A 17,225-nucleotide genomic window follows, 5' to 3' on the forward strand; every position below is an offset into this window, starting at 1 on the left:
CTTGTCTAGGATCAAAAATGGGTGACTACACTGGTCATACCAGATTTTGGGCAACAAACCGGAGAGCATTATGACGAAAACCAGCGTACGCATTGGCGCTTTTGAAATCGACGACGCTGAATTGCGCGGCGAATCACAAGGCGAACGAACGTTAAGTATTCCCTGCAAATCCGATCCGGATTTGTGCATGCAGCTGGACGCCTGGGATGCAGATACCAGCGTCCCAGCAATCCTTGATGGGGAACATTCCGTTCTGTACCGTGAGCATTACGACAGTAAAACCGATGCCTGGGTCTTGCGTCTTGCCTGATCCAAAGAGAACCCGCCCGAAGGCGGGTTATTTATTACTGAAGTTGCGCCAGCGTCAGAAAGCCCCCGAATACTGCCCCCGTATCAATGTAGTGCAGATTGTTAAAATCGTAGCGTTTGTCCACAGGCGTATGTCCAAACCAGAAGTGATCCGCGCCGCTAATGCCCTGCCCTTTGCCCACCATAAAGCCCATTAACCGGTCGCGATCCCACAGCACGCGCTGGGCATCCACCGGCTTATGCCAGCCATATTCGGCGGAGGGATAATCCGCATGAGCAATCACGTTGAGACCGTTTTTGCAGGTTATTTCAATAATGTGCGGTAAGTCCCGACACGCGTCGAGTAAACCCTTCGCCTGTTTTTGTTGAGCGTCCTTAAGACCGGTAAACCAGTTACCACCATTTATCGACCAGAGACTAAAATCATTATTTTTAAGCGCATCTAACGCCATTTGCTCGTGATTACCGCGTATCGCATAAAACCAGTTTTCCTGCATCAGCTGTAAACATTTTACGCTGTCAGGCCCGCGGTCGATAATATCCCCCACCGAGATCAGCAGATCCGTATCAGGATTAAAATGTCGTCGTTTCAGCTCATCCATAAGCCACTGATAGCAACCATGAATATCGCTGACAACCCAGACATGACGCCAGTGTTCTCCCTCTATTTTCTGATACATAACGCCTCCTGTAAGAAGTATAGCTGCCACAGAAAATGTCATGAACTGGCGTCGGATTTCGCGAATCCAAACAAACCATAAACCAGCCGGAAATAAAGATCGCTGCGCTATTAATCCCTTATTCCCTGGCCTTTAAAATAGAGCGGAATAAAAAGAGGGATTTTCACGTGTCAAACATACACCTGCAAAACGATGTTTTTTATCCGCATCGCACAAATATTATTTCTGAACTGGTGAGAGGAAAACGCGTTCCCGGCCCAATCTGGCACAAACGTGATTACCGGTTAAAGTTCCTTCTGCGCTCGCTTTTATTCTGGTCCTCCACCCATCGCATGCTGGAGGCCCTGTCCGGGCGCGATGATTTCGACAGGCTGCTCACCTCTCAAATTACCTTGCCGAGTAAAACTCACCGCCAGTATCTGATGCGCGGCCTGAACTCAAACGACCGGGCCGATGCTATCGTCAGCCACTATCAGTGGATTGATAGTCTGAAAAACATCGCCCTCGCCCACGCGCTGACCAGCCCGCAAGAGGTGCCGGTTGTCCGGTTCGAGGCAAAAAACGGCGAAATCTATACAGTCCACGCCTCGTCCGCAGGTAAGGCCGAACGCGAAGGCGAAAGCACGCTTTGGCTGCACGACAATGACAATACGCTGCTTGCCAGCCTGACGTTCTGTGTCGCACGCAGTAACGGCCGTACGGTGCTGGTGATCGGCGGCCTTCAGGGTCCACGTCGTCATGTTTCACGGGAGGTGATTAAACAGGCTACCCGTGCCTGCCATGGTCTTTTCCCGAAACGCGTGCTGATGGAGGTGATCTTCCAGCTTGCCTCACGCTCGAACATCAGCGCGATTTTTGCCGTCAGCGATGAAGGCCATGTTTTCCGCGCGCTGCGCTACCGTCTGAGCAAAGGCCGTCATTTTCACGCCAGCTACGACGAGTTCTGGGAAGGCCTGAACGGAAAGAAACTCTCCCCCTTCTGCTGGCAGTTGCCGCTCCAGATGGAGCGTAAAGCACTGGAGGAGATTGCCAGCAAAAAACGCGCCGAATACCGTCGCCGCTTTGCGTTACTTGATGATATTGCGGCTTCCGTACAGGCGCGCATTGATCCCGCAGTCGTCTCAGGCAAAATACAAACAAAAATTTAACAAAACAGCCAAAAAGGACTGGACTTACGCCTGCCGGGTTGTGGTATGTTTGAGGCAGGCGCACAGGAAGTGAACCTTCTGCTGAGACGAAAACCGGATTTTATCGTTTATTTTCATGCGGATAAAAAGAGACCGAATACGATTCCTGTATTCGGTCCAGGGAAATGGCTCTTGGGAGAGAGCCGTGCGCTAAAAGTTGGCATTAATGCAGGCTCAATCGCCTTGCCCTTTAAGAATAGATGACGACGTCAGGTTTTCCAGTCCACAGTAAAAGTGGTCTGAAAAAAAGCGTCAGAACATCACTAAATGTGAAAAACCGCAGAGCTTTTACAAGCACCTGCGGTTTTTTTTTACTGGAAACCTGACGGCTAGCAGAGCTTTTCAGCGCGCTCAATAAACGGTGCCAGACTTTTCTTCTGCCCGGGGTTTGCCGGGTCATCCACCTGGATCACGCTGACAGGCTGTCCGTTACTTTTCCCGCTGGCCACCTGCTGCTCCGCTACGTCATTTAACGGATACTGCACGAGCGTACTGGGATTGATGACATACAGCGCGTTACCGGGACGGCAGGTGAGCATGACCTCTTCACGATTAAATGCCCAGTTGTCCTTGCCCACTTCAAACCGGCTGACGGTGATGACCTGCGGCGCGGCCAGCGCACTGCTGGCACAGGTGAGAAGTAAAAGAGAAAGCAGTGTCTTTTTCATATGTTATTTAACCTTGTCATAAGGGTTCCCAGGTCGCGAACAGGCTGACGGCCGCCAGTACCAGCGCGCCCAGCACCACCTCTGCCTGTGTCATCCTGATAAAAATCTGTTGTTCCCGCCCGGCCTCCGGGCGAAAGCGTGGCACAAGAAAATACCGATTCGCCAGCGCAATTGCCACCATCATCATGACCAGCGCACATTTGAACAACAACAGCTGGACATAAGGCGCATGCCACGGCACGTTTATGCCAACAATAAAGAGCGTATTGATTATCCCGGTCAGCAGCACGCCTGCCACGGCGTAATGCCCCACGCGGGAGAAGCGCATCATGGTAAAGATAGCGGCTGGCTGCCAGCGGCCTTTCGCCAGACGCATACAAAACAGCAGCGGCAGTAAACCACCCACCCAGGTCGCGGCGCAGAGCAGGTGAAGCGCATGGTTGAGACGATGCAATGCTCCCGGTGCGCCACCGTTCATCGCGGCATGTCCCACGCCCGCCAACAGCACCAGCTGCCCCATCACGAGCAGTAACAGCCGTGAGCCTTTTTGCGGGGTAAGCCATGCAGCGCCCGCCGTCACAGCGGCCAGCACCATTTGCCACAACCAGACGCCGCCAAATTGCGTTCCCAGCACGCTGCGCCAGACCGCCGGACGAATGACATCGCTCCAGCCGTTGCCCATCAACCCACTTTGCAGGCCAAACATCAGCAGAGCCGCCATCAGGCTGATTAAGGCCGCGAGTTTCTGCTGCCGCTGGAAACGCCGGGTCATGAGGCGCTGCAACGAAGACGGTGCAAACCAGACGCTGTAAAGCGCGTTGCCGAAAAGCAGCATCAGCGCAGCAAAATGGATAAAGCGTAACGCGACGTAGCTCAGGGCCAGCATACTATTTCACGCTAAAGTGATAGCTGCCTTTGGTTTTGTGGCCGTCCACGGAGACCACATGCCAGTCCACCGTGTAGGTGCCGGTCGTCAACGGTTTCTCAAGAGGAACAATCAGCTTTGCGTTATCCTTCTCGTCACGCTTCACCGCGCCGGTCTGGATCTTGTGCTGCTGCGCGTCCGTCACCACCACGCCGCTGAAGGCAGGCTCAATGCCTTCCGAGAAGTTCAGGGTAATGACCTCTGGTGCCACCGCAACGGTATTTTCCTGCGGGGATTGCTGCTTAAGATGCGCATGGGCCAGAGCTGAGGTCGCGGTTGCTGAAGAGAGCAGAAATGCCAGCGCGCACGCGACGCGGGAAGGGGTAAAGTGCATCACAATCATTCCTTTTCGTTATGCCTGAATGCTAAAGAATAACTCTGTATAATTAACGAGTCGAGGAACATCCTTTGCTCCCTTGTCATCGTTGAACAATCGCGGTAACGTTGCCGCCGCAGAAAAAGGAGAAGGAAATGAACGTTAACCTGGCCGCCCTTCCTCAGGACGAGATGGACAAAGTGAATGTCGATCTCGCCGCCGCGGGTGTCGCATTCAAAGAGCGTTACAACATGCCCGTCGTAGCTGAAGTGGTAGAGCGTGAACAACCCGCACATCTGCGCGACTGGTTTCGCGAACGTCTCATTGCGCATCGCCTCGCCTCCGTCAATCTCTCGCGCCTGCCGTACGAACCTAAAGTTAAATAAGCTTAACGTCTCGTTACACTTCCTTACGCGTTATGTGGCAGGATAAGAAAACCCTGATAAATTTAGGTGTAATCTTAAAATCCCAGCGACTTAGTGTATAAGGAAGTCACGATGTCACGATGGAATATTGCCGCGGCTCAGTATGCCCCGCGGCACAACTGTGTTGATGAGCACGTAAAACATCACCTGCACTTTATTGCCGAAGCTGCCTGGCATGGGTGCGATTTGATCGTCTTTCCGGAGCTTTCGCTTACCGGCCCAGGCGGAACATCCTTACCCCCACCTCCTGACGATTTGCAGCTTGCCCCCCTCCTTCACGCCGCCCAGTCACGTTTCATCACGGTGATTGCCGGTATTACGCTCCAGCAACACGGCCAGCGCCAGAAAGGACTCGCGCTTTTCACCCCTAACCTGTCGACCATCCGGCGTTATCCGCAGGGCAACGGTGCGGGTGTTATTCCTGGCGATAAACGGTTAACCATCGTGGATAACCAGGCTGACGCCCCGGAACTGGACCCGGAGGCAACGCTGTTCACCAGCAGCCTGGCCGTGGGCGAGCACCGCTGGCGGCAATCGATCGGTTCGTTACAACGCTTCGCGCACAAGTACGCCATCGCGGTATTAATGGCGAACGCGCGCGGCGGTAGCGCGTTATGGGATGAAAAAGGTCAGCTGATTGTACGTGCCGATAAGGGAGAACTGCTGCTAACCGGTTCTTTAGGCCAACAGGGTTGGCAAGGCGATATCATTCCATTAGGCTAGGCATTTTAGGATCAGGAGCGATCAATGCTGCGCGTTATCGATACCGAAACCTGTGATTTGCAGGGTGGAATTGTGGAAGTCGCTTCTGTCGACGTGATTGACGGAAAGATAGTCAACCCAATGAGCCATCTGGTGCGCCCGGATCGTCCCATCAGTGCGCAGGCGATGGCTATACATCGTATTACGGAATCGATGGTGGCGGATAAGCCGTGGATTGAAGAGATCATCCCTCTTTACCACGGTAGCCAGTGGTATGTCGCCCATAACGCTAGCTTTGACCGCCGCGTGCTGCCGGAGATGCCCGGCGAATGGATTTGCACCATGAAGCTGGCGCGCCGTCTGTGGCCAGGGATCAAATACAGCAATATGGCGCTGTATAAGTCGCGCAAACTCAGCGTGCGAACGCCGGAAGGGCTGCATCATCACCGTGCCCTCTATGACTGCTATATCACCGCAGCGCTCCTGATTGATATCATGAATACTTCCGGCTGGACGCCAGACGATATGGCGACCATTACCGGGCGCCCCGCGCTACTGACTACCTTTACGTTCGGTAAATATCGCGGGAAGCCAGTATCGGAAGTGGCGGACAAAGATCCGGGCTATCTGCGCTGGCTGTACAACAACCTCGACAGAATGAGCCCGGAACTGCGCCTGACGCTGAAGCATTATTTAGGCGAAGCCTGAGTCCCCGCCCGGCCTGGCAGCGTATCCTGCGCCAGGCCAATCAAAAAGGCGTACTCCAGCGCCACCCCTTCATAGGATTTAAATCGCCCTGATTTCCCTCCGTGCCCCGAGTCCATATCGGTACACAGCAGCAGCAAATTATCGTCAGTTTTCAGCTCACGCAGCTTCGCCACCCATTTCGCGGGCTCCCAGTACTGCACCTGGGAATCGTGCAGGCCGGTGGTCACCAGCATATGCGGATAGGCTTTCGCCTCGACGTTATCGTACGGGCTATACTCTTTCATGTAGCGATAATAGGTTTCATCCTGCGGGTTCCCCCACTCTTCAAACTCCCCGGTGGTCAGTGGAATGGACTCATCCAGCATGGTCGTCACCACGTCCACAAACGGCACCTGGGCGATAACGCCTTTAAACAGTTCAGGCCGCTGGTTGATGACGGCGCCCATTAGCATGCCCCCGGCGCTGCCCCCCATGCCAAAGCAGAGCTGCGGATCGCCATAACCCTGCGCGATCAGCGCATCGCAGACATCAAGGTAGTCGTTAAAGGTATTTTTCTTTTTGAGAAATTTTCCGTCTTCATACCAGTGCTGACCCAGTTCGCCGCCACCGCGAATATGGGCAATCGCATAAACAAAACCGCGGTCGAGCAGGCTCAGCCTGCTGCTGCTGAAATCGGCGTCCATGCTTGATCCATAGGAGCCATAGCCATAGACGAGGATGGGGTTTTTACCTTTGTTGAAGTGCGCCTTGTGATAGACGAGCGATACAGGGACTTCAACGCCGTCGCGTGCGCTCACCCACAGGTGCTCACTGCGATAATTTTCCGACTCAAAACCCCGGACCTCAGCCTGTTTAATCACCTGACGCTGCCCGGTGTCCATATCCAGTTCAAACAACGTATCCGGGGTGGTCATCGACGAATAGCCGTACCGCAGGCGGGACGATTCCGGTTCCGGGTTAAAGCCGATCCACGTTACGTAAGCCGGGTCATCGAACGCAATGCCCACCACTTCGCGGGTTTTGCGGTTGATTTGGCGGATACTGGTCAGTCCGCGCTGACGCTCTTCCACCACCAGCCAGTCGGTAAACAGGGTGAACCCCTCCAGCATCACCTGATCGCGCGCGGGAATTAACACTTCCCATTTGCGTTCATCGCGCACTTTGGTTTTATAAAGGCCAAAGTTTTTGCCCTCGCGGTTCGAACGCAGGTAAAAGCTGTGCTGGAAGTGATCCAGGCTGTACTCATGATCTTTACGGCGCGGCAGGAAGCACAGCGGCTGCGCATCCGGCAGCTCTGCATCCAGCAGCAGCACTTCTGAAGTGGTGGCGCTGGAGAGGAAAATGATCACGTAGTGGCGAGACGACGTTTTGTGCAGGCTGACATAGAACGTCTCGTCTTTTTCCTCGTAGACTAATTCATCGTCGGCGGAATCGGTCCCCACCGTATGACGCCAGACCTGATAAGGCAGCAGCGTTGAGGCATGCTTTTTAACGTAGTAGACCGTTTCTGAATCGTTACCCCAGACGAAATCGGGGGAGACATTATCCAGCATTTCGGGATACCAGTTTCCCGTTTCAAGATTGCGGAAACGCAAACCGTACTGGCGGCGGGAGAGGTAATCCTCAGCCAGCGCCATAATGGCGTTATCGGGGGAAATGGACATGCCGCCCAGCGTATAAAACTCACTGTGGGCAGCACGTTTGTTGGCATCCAGCAAGATCTCCCATTCGTCCCACTCGGCGCTCAGCACAGACTGGCGCTGGTAGATGGGATATTCGTTTCCCGGCTCATAAATATGGCGATAGCGATAACCGTTTTTGCACCACGGGGCAGAGACATCACGCTGGGGGATACGCTGCACCATTTCGTTCAGGAGCTGATCCTGAAGCGCCTGCTGGCTGGCCATGACCTGGCGGCCATAGTCGTTTTCCTCGTGCAGATAGTCGAGCACCTCTGGCCGGGAACGAGAATCGTCCCGCAGCCAGTAGTAGTTATCGATACGCGTATCGCCATGCGTGGTGATCGCATAAGGAGTACGTCGGGCTTTTGGAGGCATGGCATTCTTACTTTTTCGTTTTACATCCTATAAGGTTGGCAAAACACGCGTATGATGCAAGCGAAACATGGCCTTCTAGCCCGCGAGAGTCTGCTTCTGCTGCTGAATATCCTGCTCAATTCCCTCGCGAACGTCCTGGGGGATCTTCACCGCATCGCCCAGGGCGTTCAGGTAGCTGCGCTCCATAAAGTGATCGATATCGATGGCGGCACAGCTCAGAAAATAGAGTTCCAGCGCCTCTTCTTCGTTTTTCACGCCTTGCGCCAGACGCTGCGGATCGAGCGGCTGTTCAATGGCCTGCGCCACCAGCGCCCTGCCCTGCTCCTCAACGCCCGCTTCCCGCATCTGCTGTTCAATTGCGGCACGTTCACTGGCATCAATATGCCCGTCGCTCTTGGCTGCAAAGACCAGGGCGAGGATCAGGCGCTCGGTGCGTAAATCTAACGGCGATACCTGCTTCCCGTACTGCGGTTCATCCTGATGCGCGCTGCGCACCTTGTCTTTGTATTTGTTCCATAAGACGGAGCCTGCAATAGCCCCTCCACCCGCCAGCAGCGCGCCGGTACCGTATTTGGTAAGCAGTTTCCGCGATGATTTATTGGCAACCAGCAAACCGGCCAGCCCGCCAAGCGCACCCGGCACCAGCAGCTTGCTTAGACCCTGCTCGCCCGACGACGAGCCTTTTTGTCCCAACAGGGATTGCAGTTGATTCATCCAGCCTGACATATTTTTCCTCACGTAACAGTGCGTAATCTTCACAGCCTAAGCGAGCAGGTGTCAGGAAATGTCTGTCAGTGCTAAAGAAGCGCAAATTCCCCCCCCTGTCCGGTTATCCCCATACAAGACAGACGCAAACGTTTTCGTTTATACTACCCGCATCTTTTTCAGGGGGATTTTTATGACTCTTTTAGGAACCGCGCTGCGCCCTGCCGCGACGCGCGTCATGCTGTTGGGATCGGGTGAACTGGGTAAAGAAGTGGCCATTGAATGCCAGCGTTTGGGCGTGGAGGTGATTGCGGTGGACCGTTACGCGAACGCCCCTGCCATGCACGTTGCGCATCGCTCGCACGTCATCGATATGCTTGACGGCAATGCCCTGCGGGCGTTAATTGCCGAGGAAAAACCGGATTTCGTGGTGCCTGAAATTGAGGCCATTGCCACTGAGATGCTGGTTGCCCTTGAGCAGGAAGGCCAGCGCGTAGTGCCTTGCGCCACTGCGGCAAAACTGACCATGAACCGGGAAGGCATTCGTCGCCTGGCGGCAGAAGAATTACAGCTCCCGACCTCCAGCTACCGTTTTGCCGGGGATAAAGCTGCGTTTCTCCAGGCCGTCGAAGAGATTGGCTACCCGTGCATCATTAAGCCGGTAATGAGCTCCTCCGGCAAAGGGCAGAGCTTTATCCGCGACAGCAGCACGCTGGACCAGGCCTGGGACTATGCCCAGCAGGGCGGTCGTGCCGGTGCCGGGCGCGTCATCGTGGAAGGCGTGGTGAAGTTTGATTTCGAAATTACCCTGCTTACCGTCAGTGCCGTGGACGGCGTTTATTTCTGCGACCCGATTGGTCATCGTCAGGAAGACGGCGATTATCGAGAATCCTGGCAGCCGCAGCAGATGAGCGCGCTGGCGCTGGCACGCGCGCAGGAGATCGCCCGCAAGACGGTGCTGGCGCTGGGCGGCTACGGCCTGTTCGGCGTGGAATTGTTTGTTTGCGGCGACGAGGTGATCTTCAGCGAAGTCTCCCCTCGCCCGCACGATACCGGGATGGTTACGCTGATTTCACAGGATCTCTCCGAGTTCGCGCTGCACGTGCGCGCTTTCCTCGGCCTGCCGGTTGGCGGCATCCGTCAATACGGCCCGGCAGCCTCCGCGGTGATCCTGCCGCAGCTGACCAGCCAGAATGTCACCTTTGATAACGTCGAAGGTGCGGTTGGTGCAGGCTTACAGGTCAGACTGTTCGGCAAACCGGAGATCGACGGAAGCCGTCGTCTGGGCGTGGCATTAGCAACCGGGGAAAACGTGGACGAAGCCGTCGCGAGAGCGAAAATAGCGGCCACTGCGGTAAAAGTGACAGGGTAAATAACTAAAGGCTGGTCAACTAAGCGACCAGCCACATTACATAATTAACATTGTTCCGTTTCTATCGCTTCCATTCGTATTCCATATCCTCGTAGGCTTCATTCGTTTTCGAGATGAAAACAAAAATACCGAGGCCAATAAAAATAACGAAGGGAATGATGATGCTCGCAATCAGTTCCCAGATTGCTGGCGGATCGTTTTGCGCCAGGAAACTGATACGATAGGCAATGAGGGATAACACGCAGAATAAAGCCGCCATCCCCGCAGGATAAAGGGGATTACTCCAGTTACACCAGGTAAGTTTTTTTGGGATAGCTGTCTTCATGGAGGAAAGCGAAGTAATACAAAATTTGTTTTTGTCTGAATAAGCTGCCAGTTGCTCCCCCTGGGCATATTTGACCGCATCCGCCGCAAATGCCAGAGCCAGCCACCGATACCCGGCACTCTTTGCGCCCAGAGAGGCATCGATATCCAGCCGTTCCACCGTGAGCGCTTTTTTATCCAGTGCCTGCATTAATGGATATTTTTCAATACGGGACAGCCCGGTATACCAGAGATTTTTCGGCGTAAGTACCGAACCCGTCTCAAGGAAGACCGCCATTTTGTCCTCTACATCGGTCACGTCAGACATAGGCTGATATAAATATACCGGTTTTTCGCCCTCCTCCCGGACATAATGACTGGTCAGCAGGAATGCACATGCATTTTCCATGCTCTTTGATTCGCCGCTTTCTTCATGTAAATCAACGATAACAATCAACCGGTTTTCAACTCTGTAATCAGATAAGTTCATCCATTGGCTAACGATCGCGTAGTCAGGACATTCTGTGCTGTACTCAATTTTACACGTGCTTGCCGTTTCAATACCCAACCGCTCCAGAGTGCGCCTCAGTTCATCAATGCAGGATCCACTCCCTCCGTGAACCCAGACAACAGTTTCAAAAATACGGTAGTTATAGTCCTTCAATTTTTCTGCCATCGGGTCCAGTAAGCGGTAAAACATCTGTTCATTCCTGGTCTGGTCGAAGCGATCTTCCAGCTGAATATTAACCGGCGTTTTCGGTGCCAGCGGAAATTCGCCTTCCAGTTTCAACATATTCAGCGCGGGTTCCTCCAGGGGGGTGATTGCAGACCATGCTGCGATAGCGATATTTTTTCGCGCATACGCCTTTAAATTAATCTCCTGCTCTTTTGCTATGAATTTTCGGGTTTCAGCATAATGAATGTTGGCGTCATGAAATATGAAACTTGTAAAAACTAGCAACGATACAACACAGATGGGCAGAATAACTGAAGGCACAAAAAAGAGAGCCGTAACGTGTTCCTGTTCAGGCCAGGTGAGAGCCCGGATCGCGAGGCCCATTGCGACGGCTATCACATAGAGGAAAACAATCATGACGACTGGCACAGTGGAATCCGGGTCTGGCTGTTGTTTGTATAACCACCACGCGCGCATTACGAAGCTCCCGCCACAGGTAAGGTACTTTTGATTTCACATCCACACGCCGCGCGACAGCCATCTACCACAACCCCACGGCCATGCATGGTCCAGGTTGGGTGACATTCAGTGATTGCGAACGTCCCTTTATGGAGCGGACACTGCGCAAGATCATCTTTTAAGGCCACGGGCTGCCCCATAAAGTCTGCCCCGGAGGCCTTAGTGACTTTTCCTCCGCTTATCAGCGGATCGTTTAACCTAATGACGCCTTTCATCGCTTTATCTCCCTATTTTCCCGCATCCATGTTGCATTGCATGTGCTCCCAGCCGGTATAGCCCTTCACCTCGGGTACGCTGTCGGGTAAATCTTGCCAGTTAGCCTTAAGTTGCTGCGTGCTGCCCTCGAGTCCCTGCTTAGTCATGTAGACCATTCCCCACGCCCAGCCAGGGAAACGGGGGTCCAGCTTCCCGCTTACTTTATTTCCCATTCCGTCATCCACGGTATAGGCAATCCCCGGCCCGCCGGGCAGAATGCGCGGGTCTTCAAACGGTTTTGACGACATATACAGCCGGTGTTTGGTCAGCATAAATCCCTGGTCCTTAACAACAGTAAAGGAAATAATGTCATCGTAGGGCGGTGAAGAATCTCCATTCGGTTCGTTAGAACCCGCTGAATAAAACTGAGGGGACCAGGTTTTACCATAATCTTTTGAAATTATTGTTCCTGGAGAGCCCCAGGTAGGGATAGCTATATAACGCTCCGATGGATGTATGAATTTTTTGGTGAAGATCTTGTAAAATTGGCTAACAGGTTGGGTATGTATACCCAGCTCAGTATCCGTGTACCAGAGTTCGCCTTCGCAGCCCCAGCCTTTCAGTTCGAGATAACGATGATCATCGAACCGGTACACCACCTGCGTTGGCGGTTCTTTCGCCTGGCATCCGATCGCCAGTAAAACAGCAGTGGCCATCAGACCCATAAATGATATTTTCATGCTCTATCCTTAAGCCAGTTGACTGTCACTTATGGGCTTTGGCATGTCCCATTGCAGATTTGCGACGTCCTGATTCCCTGCGACAAGATCACTGGACGGCTTGACAGTCGTTGCATTATTGAACTTATTTACCACCCCATACTCACCTTTCGGCAGCACGTCATATGGCTTATTCATGAAAAATTTGGTTGTAGGTTCATCTAGCTTACCCGTCCGGTAATATGCCCTTGCATAGGGATTTTCATTCTGAGGATCGCGCCAGTCTGCACGATGTAACAACCCTTCCCAAAATTTCCCCGCCTGATAATCGAATGATTTGCACTGCCCAATAGCCAAATCAAACGCCATAGCGTGCGATGGCGCAAATTCGCTCATCACAATAGAGGAGTGCTGGCTGTAGCCCACCGGGTCGATTTTCTGCCATTCCGCTTGCAGTTCTTCCGGTGTTTTCTTCCAGGTAAGGGTAACTAACTGAAAATCACGCGAACCTGACACCTCACCATAAATAACCTCATGCTTGCGTTCAAAACTCTCTTCTTTAAGCTCTGAAGCAGATAAAACGTGACCCGGCTGCCAGCCAATATTTTGATAGCGGTTCACTGCAAAGGTTGTCGTTACCGTGCGCTTAATGGCGCTGGCTTTGGCGGAATAGGAAATGTAGGCGTCCGGGCTGTCCGGATCGACATAATAGGTATACGGTTTATCACTGGTTTTAGGATCGTTATCCGGGTGATTATCCTCCCCCTGAAGTTTGAAAATAAAAGGTTCCGGTAACTCCTCACCGTTTATCACCACATCGCGAGCGCTGTAACTGGCGTTCGTGAGAAAGGCATATTTTGCATCCCCCTCATTTCGCGGCGGTAACTCAAAGGGGTTAGCGTCAGGGATGTTTCCTACTTCACCATGCTGGTAAAACACACGCTGAAACAGATTCGGTATATCACTGGCAATATTCTGAGGAATGCCCCGCCAGCCAAACCCCTGCACATTCTCCAGCGACACGACGCCATCGTTCGGGCAAAAGTAGTTATACACTTTACCGTCGTTGCTTCGGCAATATCTGTCATCCGTTCGCAGCGGATTATCGGAAGGTTTACGCAGGGTACAGGAGGCCTCCAGAGCCTGTAATTCGCTCTCTGCCATTTTCCCACCCCCTTTCCATTGCGTATGCATCAGGCGACAGAAATTTTTAAATGTCTGCTGTCTGGCATCGTCGGTCTGTTGATAACCCGGCTGAATATTTTCAGCCACGCGCGACTCAAGAGAATACGGTGAGTGATTAAGAATCACACAGTTTACCGGAGCATACCCGGCCTGTTTCACCAGCATATTTGCCAGCATAGTAATAATCGTGCCCTGACTATGGGCCACAACGTTAATCACATCTTTCGCCGTAATCGGCTCACTTCGAATCTGAATAATCAAATCCGCCAGCCGTTGAGCGGCAAAAAACTGGTAAATGCGGTGCGGGTTTTCATAAATGGGATGGGTAAAATCGCCATCATTGAAGTGCAGCGAGGCAAATCCCGCAGCGGCAACGCCGAAGCCACCGGCGCCGGGTCCCAGCATATCCGGGATCGTCGTCGTTGCGTTGGCAAAGGTCCCGCCCCCCTTGGCAAAACTCGTATCAAGTGCATTTTTAAAGTTATCGTTCTGGTACTGAAACGGCCCTTTTCCGTCATTACCCAGCGACTTTTTATTCGTCTCGTTATCTTCCTGGTACGCATCATAAGGAAGATGCGCTTTGTCACTCAGCTTCCCGACCTCCTCCCGGTAGCGCTTCTGGTCCGCCCGGTAATCAGCATGCGTAACCGGTTTATATCCCCAGTAAAACGGGATGATGGGGGAACGCCCTGGAGTGATAATTCTGTAGTCTTTCCATTCGTGGGCGTAAAAATCCTGCCGGTTAAGTCGCTTACCCAGCCCGGCAAGTATACCTTTCTCCTGGTTCTGGTAGGCTTCACCCACGTCGTTCACGCCATGGACGAGGATCACAATGCCGGGCATCGGGCGCGGTATCCCGACGTTGCGCGTCTGGGCGACTTCGCCCAGGGTTTTGTGTACCGGAATATCGCCTTCTGATACCACCCGTGGAGCGTAGGGTTTTGTCTTCGCCTCCGTCATTCCATTATCTCCATTTTATAGCTGTCGAGGTCGTCAGCATCGAGCAGGGGTGAACGACCGCAGCTGTCCGTCACGCCTTCCACCACCTGTCCGGATGCACTGGTCAGCCTGAATTTTTTGTTTGCCAGAATTTGCTCCGGATCATCGCCAGCGTGCAGTTTGTAGCGAAGTTTAAAGGCGCCTTTCTCAAAGGATGGCGTCGGTACCGACACACTTTCCGGACCGTCGTATTTCAGGCTCGGCGCTTTGAGCTCAATGCCCGTCGGCGAGAAAATGGTGACCAGTCCGGTCGGGCTGATACGGATCCCGCCGCCCCCGCAGACAAACTGCATTCCCTTTCTGGCACTGCCGTTCATTTTCCCGGCGGTGCTCGTGAGCGTGAAATCCTGCTGCGACAGCATGTGCATTTCGCCCCGCTGCGCCTGCGTCGTAATATCCCCCGCACCGGCAATCATCTGGATGCCGAGTTTGCGGGCAAACAGCGACAGTTTTTCCCCTACGGCCAGCGAGAATTTTTTCACCACATTCACGCTGGCATTCCCGCCCGCTGTGGCAATCAGGTCTTTCCCGGCGGACAGTTGCAGGCTGTCCGGCGTAACGTGCGCAATTCCATTTTTTCCATATGCCAAAATACCGGGCTCCGCGAGATGACTCAGCGTCTGGCTGAGCGCATTTTGCCGATCGGTTTCCACATTACTCGCGCCTGCCGTAAGCGCACTTTGCTGTAGGGTCATCGCCAGCGACAACGCCTTTTCAAGTTGTGCAATAGCCGCTGTCATATCCAGTTGCTTCCCCCCCGCGCGGGGCTGGGCTTCCGTGGTGATCATCACGCCTTTCGCAGCACGCAGCGCCATCCAGTCGTCGGTGCGAGCCTCCACACCTTCCCCGCGCTTTTTGCCTTCAGCATCAACCAGGTGACCCACACTCACTTGCCCTTTGCCGTACTCCGTAGCGATTTTGATGTGCTCCTGCCCGCGACGATCTTCAAGACGGATCTTGTTCAACGCGGCCGTGCGGATCACGTTTCGGGTATCGTTACGGTTTGTGACTAAATCCGGGTGGCTGCCGTCGTGCATGACATGCGCGATAAAAGGTCTGTCCGGATCGCCGCCTTCGAAACCAACGGCAACTTCAGTCCCCTCCAGTAGCGGAAAGTGAATACCAAAGGTGTCACCGGCGTACGGCCTGCCGAGGCGTACCAGGGCGCTTTCGAATCCGACCCGTTTTTCATCAAGGTCAAAATCGAACTTAACCCTGTAGCGCCCAACCGCATCAAGTCCGGCATAGGTTTTATCTCCCCCGATAGCCTTCACTCTGGCGGGCACCGTTCCGGCTATCACCGGCCGGGATAAGTATTCAGGACGGAAGCTATAGCCCTGGATATAGGGGATCCCAGAAAGTACGGCGCGATAGTGTTCAGCACGGCTGCCGCGGATAGTCATCGCAGTTATCACAAACCCGGACTTAAACCCGTCAGGTACAGGCCCTGAGGGATAAAACATAATGCCTGGCTGAAGCTCGGGATCGCTGGTTGTCGCCCCCAGAAGACTCTGTCCGTTCAACAGGCGTTCATAACGCAGACGAGCGTAAAATGCGGCGGTTTCCGCCTCTTCACCGTGAAAATCCCCCGCAGTCAGATAGTGATCGGCATAGTGATAGTGTTGGCCTGTCGTTACACCTTCGGGAATATCGCTCGTTTTAACGGTCTTATCCGTCTGCGGCGATTGCGGGTCACGGTAGTTATAGGTGCGAACCAACACATTTTTGGGGATCAGGCCGTGCTGCTCCTCCAGATCGGTAATGTATTCGCTATAACTGGTCATGCCTGAATGTCGGACATAAGGCATCTGTTTGTCGCTGAAGTTGTAACGACGCGCAGAATCCCCAAAAATAACGACGGTTTCCGTTTTCACTTTGTTGTGATTCTCAAATCGGAACCAGATCCCTATCTCTGCCAGCAGCCGACGGATGAACCGCAAATCGGTTTCTTTCCACTGAACGATCATTTCCCGTCGTGGATAACTGTGGCTCAGTTGGTCAAAATCAATGTTGTAGCCGTCAAAGTGACCACTGTCCTTCATCAGCTTTGTAACGAGCTCCGGGACTGTCATGTTCATGTAAACCGCAGAACGGTAATTTTGATCCAGCAGCGCCAGCTCATGCTCCAGCACGCATTCATACAGTGCTTCGTCACCTGAAGACATCAGCCGCGAAAATTGGGTGATCGTGCCATTAATCTGGCGAACCGGCAGCCAGGAGGTTTGCCCATGCCATGAGGCTTCCAGATTGGGTGCACGCAGAATAAACTCAGCCCTTTGATTAAGAACAGCATTAATGGCAATGTTTAGATCCGGACTGGTAAAGCGAATGGTATAGCGATAAGGCTCGCTTAATATCTCTTTTCCTGTAAAAGAATGAACATCTGAAATAACATTTTTGCTACGCGGGAAATACAATAAATATCTGTTTAACGTGTCCTGCCTTTGAGCTACCTCAGATTCCCCTGACATTATTAGCTATCCTTTTAACAAACATTCCGTTCATTAAAAACAATACACCCATCACTCCCCCATTAAAATACCCAACTTCAGGTTGAATTAATTCACGGGAAGTG

The 17,225-nt window shown here is 53.1% G+C and carries 18 protein-coding genes; 7 read left to right on the forward strand and 11 right to left on the reverse strand.

The window, feature by feature from the left end; genetic code table 11:
* Window positions 1–70 precede the first annotated feature (70 nt).
* Window positions 71–310 carry a YebV family protein gene (locus L384_RS03010; RefSeq protein WP_003859885.1) on the forward strand — a complete coding sequence of 80 codons (240 nt, stop codon included), beginning with the start codon at window positions 71–73 and terminating at the stop codon, window positions 308–310.
* A gap of 34 nt (window positions 311–344) precedes the next feature.
* On the opposite strand, the gene pphA is transcribed toward L384_RS03010, so the two are convergent.
* Window positions 345–989, reverse strand: a complete 645-nt coding sequence (gene pphA / locus L384_RS03005; protein WP_023324865.1) for a protein-serine/threonine phosphatase — start codon at window positions 987–989, stop codon at window positions 345–347.
* A gap of 167 nt (window positions 990–1,156) precedes the next feature.
* Here pphA and L384_RS03000 point away from each other — a divergent pair, with 167 nt between their 5' ends.
* Together L384_RS03000 and L384_RS0121380 are read left to right on the forward strand one after the other, a co-directional pair.
* A complete protein-coding gene (locus L384_RS03000) occupies window positions 1,157–2,137 on the forward strand; it encodes a VirK/YbjX family protein (protein ID WP_003859879.1) in 981 nt (326 codons plus the stop codon).
* 45 nt (window positions 2,138–2,182) lie between these two features.
* Window positions 2,183–2,380, forward strand: coding sequence for a hypothetical protein (locus tag L384_RS0121380; RefSeq protein ID WP_032609507.1), 198 nt, complete (start codon window positions 2,183–2,185; stop codon window positions 2,378–2,380).
* 125 nt (window positions 2,381–2,505) lie between these two features.
* On the opposite strand, the gene L384_RS02995 is transcribed toward L384_RS0121380, so the two are convergent.
* The 3 genes from L384_RS02995 to yobA are packed head-to-tail and all read right to left on the reverse strand — an operon-like array spanning window position 2,506 to window position 4,103.
* Entirely contained in the window at window positions 2,506–2,844 is a 339-nt protein-coding gene (locus L384_RS02995) for a YebY family protein (RefSeq protein WP_003859787.1), read from the reverse strand.
* 16 nt (window positions 2,845–2,860) lie between these two features.
* Window positions 2,861–3,730 carry a copper homeostasis membrane protein CopD gene (copD, locus tag L384_RS02990; protein WP_023324866.1) on the reverse strand — a complete coding sequence of 290 codons (870 nt, stop codon included), beginning with the start codon at window positions 3,728–3,730 and terminating at the stop codon, window positions 2,861–2,863.
* Window position 3,731: 1 nt separating this feature from the next.
* Window positions 3,732–4,103: a CopC domain-containing protein YobA gene (yobA, locus tag L384_RS02985; RefSeq protein WP_023314337.1), complete on the reverse strand. Its 372-nt coding sequence runs from the start codon at window positions 4,101–4,103 to the stop codon at window positions 3,732–3,734.
* A 137-nt stretch (window positions 4,104–4,240) separates the two neighbouring features.
* Between yobA and L384_RS02980 the strand changes: the two genes are divergently transcribed.
* From L384_RS02980 to exoX, 3 genes are all read left to right on the forward strand, one after another.
* Window positions 4,241–4,471, forward strand: a complete 231-nt coding sequence (locus L384_RS02980) for a DNA polymerase III subunit theta (protein ID WP_003859784.1) — start codon at window positions 4,241–4,243, stop codon at window positions 4,469–4,471.
* 111 nt (window positions 4,472–4,582) lie between these two features.
* Window positions 4,583–5,233, forward strand: coding sequence for a carbon-nitrogen hydrolase family protein (locus tag L384_RS02975; protein ID WP_003859783.1), 651 nt, complete (start codon window positions 4,583–4,585; stop codon window positions 5,231–5,233).
* Window positions 5,234–5,257: 24 nt separating this feature from the next.
* Window positions 5,258–5,920 (forward strand): exodeoxyribonuclease X, encoded by a 663-nt coding sequence (gene exoX / locus L384_RS02970; protein ID WP_015570288.1) that lies wholly within the window; start codon window positions 5,258–5,260, stop codon window positions 5,918–5,920.
* Here the strand turns inward: exoX and ptrB are convergent.
* Together ptrB and L384_RS02960 are read right to left on the reverse strand one after the other, a co-directional pair.
* A complete protein-coding gene (gene ptrB / locus L384_RS02965) occupies window positions 5,902–7,977 on the reverse strand; it encodes an oligopeptidase B (protein WP_023314339.1) in 2,076 nt (691 codons plus the stop codon). The genes exoX and ptrB overlap by 19 nt on opposite strands.
* A 75-nt stretch (window positions 7,978–8,052) precedes the next feature.
* Window positions 8,053–8,703, reverse strand: a complete 651-nt coding sequence (locus tag L384_RS02960; protein ID WP_023324867.1) for a tellurite resistance TerB family protein — start codon at window positions 8,701–8,703, stop codon at window positions 8,053–8,055.
* A 172-nt stretch (window positions 8,704–8,875) separates the two neighbouring features.
* On the opposite strand from L384_RS02960, the gene purT reads away from it, so the two are divergent.
* A complete protein-coding gene (purT, locus tag L384_RS02955) occupies window positions 8,876–10,054 on the forward strand; it encodes a formate-dependent phosphoribosylglycinamide formyltransferase (protein WP_023324868.1) in 1,179 nt (392 codons plus the stop codon).
* Between the two features lie 61 nt (window positions 10,055–10,115).
* Here purT and L384_RS02950 read toward each other — a convergent pair whose 3' ends face one another.
* From L384_RS02950 to L384_RS02935, 5 genes are read right to left on the reverse strand one after another with little or no spacing between them, the layout of a single operon-like run.
* Window positions 10,116–11,510, reverse strand: a complete 1,395-nt coding sequence (locus L384_RS02950; protein ID WP_023324869.1) for a hypothetical protein — start codon at window positions 11,508–11,510, stop codon at window positions 10,116–10,118.
* On the reverse strand, window positions 11,510–11,767 hold the full coding sequence (locus L384_RS22185; RefSeq protein ID WP_023324870.1) for a PAAR domain-containing protein: 258 nt from the start codon (window positions 11,765–11,767) through the stop codon (window positions 11,510–11,512). The genes L384_RS02950 and L384_RS22185 overlap by 1 nt, the downstream gene beginning before the upstream one ends.
* A 12-nt stretch (window positions 11,768–11,779) precedes the next feature.
* Window positions 11,780–12,487, reverse strand: coding sequence for a T6SS immunity protein Tli3 family protein (locus tag L384_RS02945; protein ID WP_023324871.1), 708 nt, complete (start codon window positions 12,485–12,487; stop codon window positions 11,780–11,782).
* 9 nt (window positions 12,488–12,496) lie between these two features.
* A complete protein-coding gene (locus tag L384_RS02940) occupies window positions 12,497–14,611 on the reverse strand; it encodes a T6SS effector phospholipase Tle3 domain-containing protein (protein ID WP_023324872.1) in 2,115 nt (704 codons plus the stop codon).
* Window positions 14,608–17,121 carry a DUF2345 domain-containing protein gene (locus L384_RS02935; protein ID WP_023324873.1) on the reverse strand — a complete coding sequence of 838 codons (2,514 nt, stop codon included), beginning with the start codon at window positions 17,119–17,121 and terminating at the stop codon, window positions 14,608–14,610. Before L384_RS02935 ends, L384_RS02940 begins: the two co-directional genes overlap by 4 nt.
* Window positions 17,122–17,225 lie beyond the last annotated feature (104 nt).

This window comes from Enterobacter sp. MGH 38, from assembly GCF_000492855.1.
GTDB lineage: Bacteria > Pseudomonadota > Gammaproteobacteria > Enterobacterales > Enterobacteriaceae > Enterobacter > Enterobacter hormaechei_C.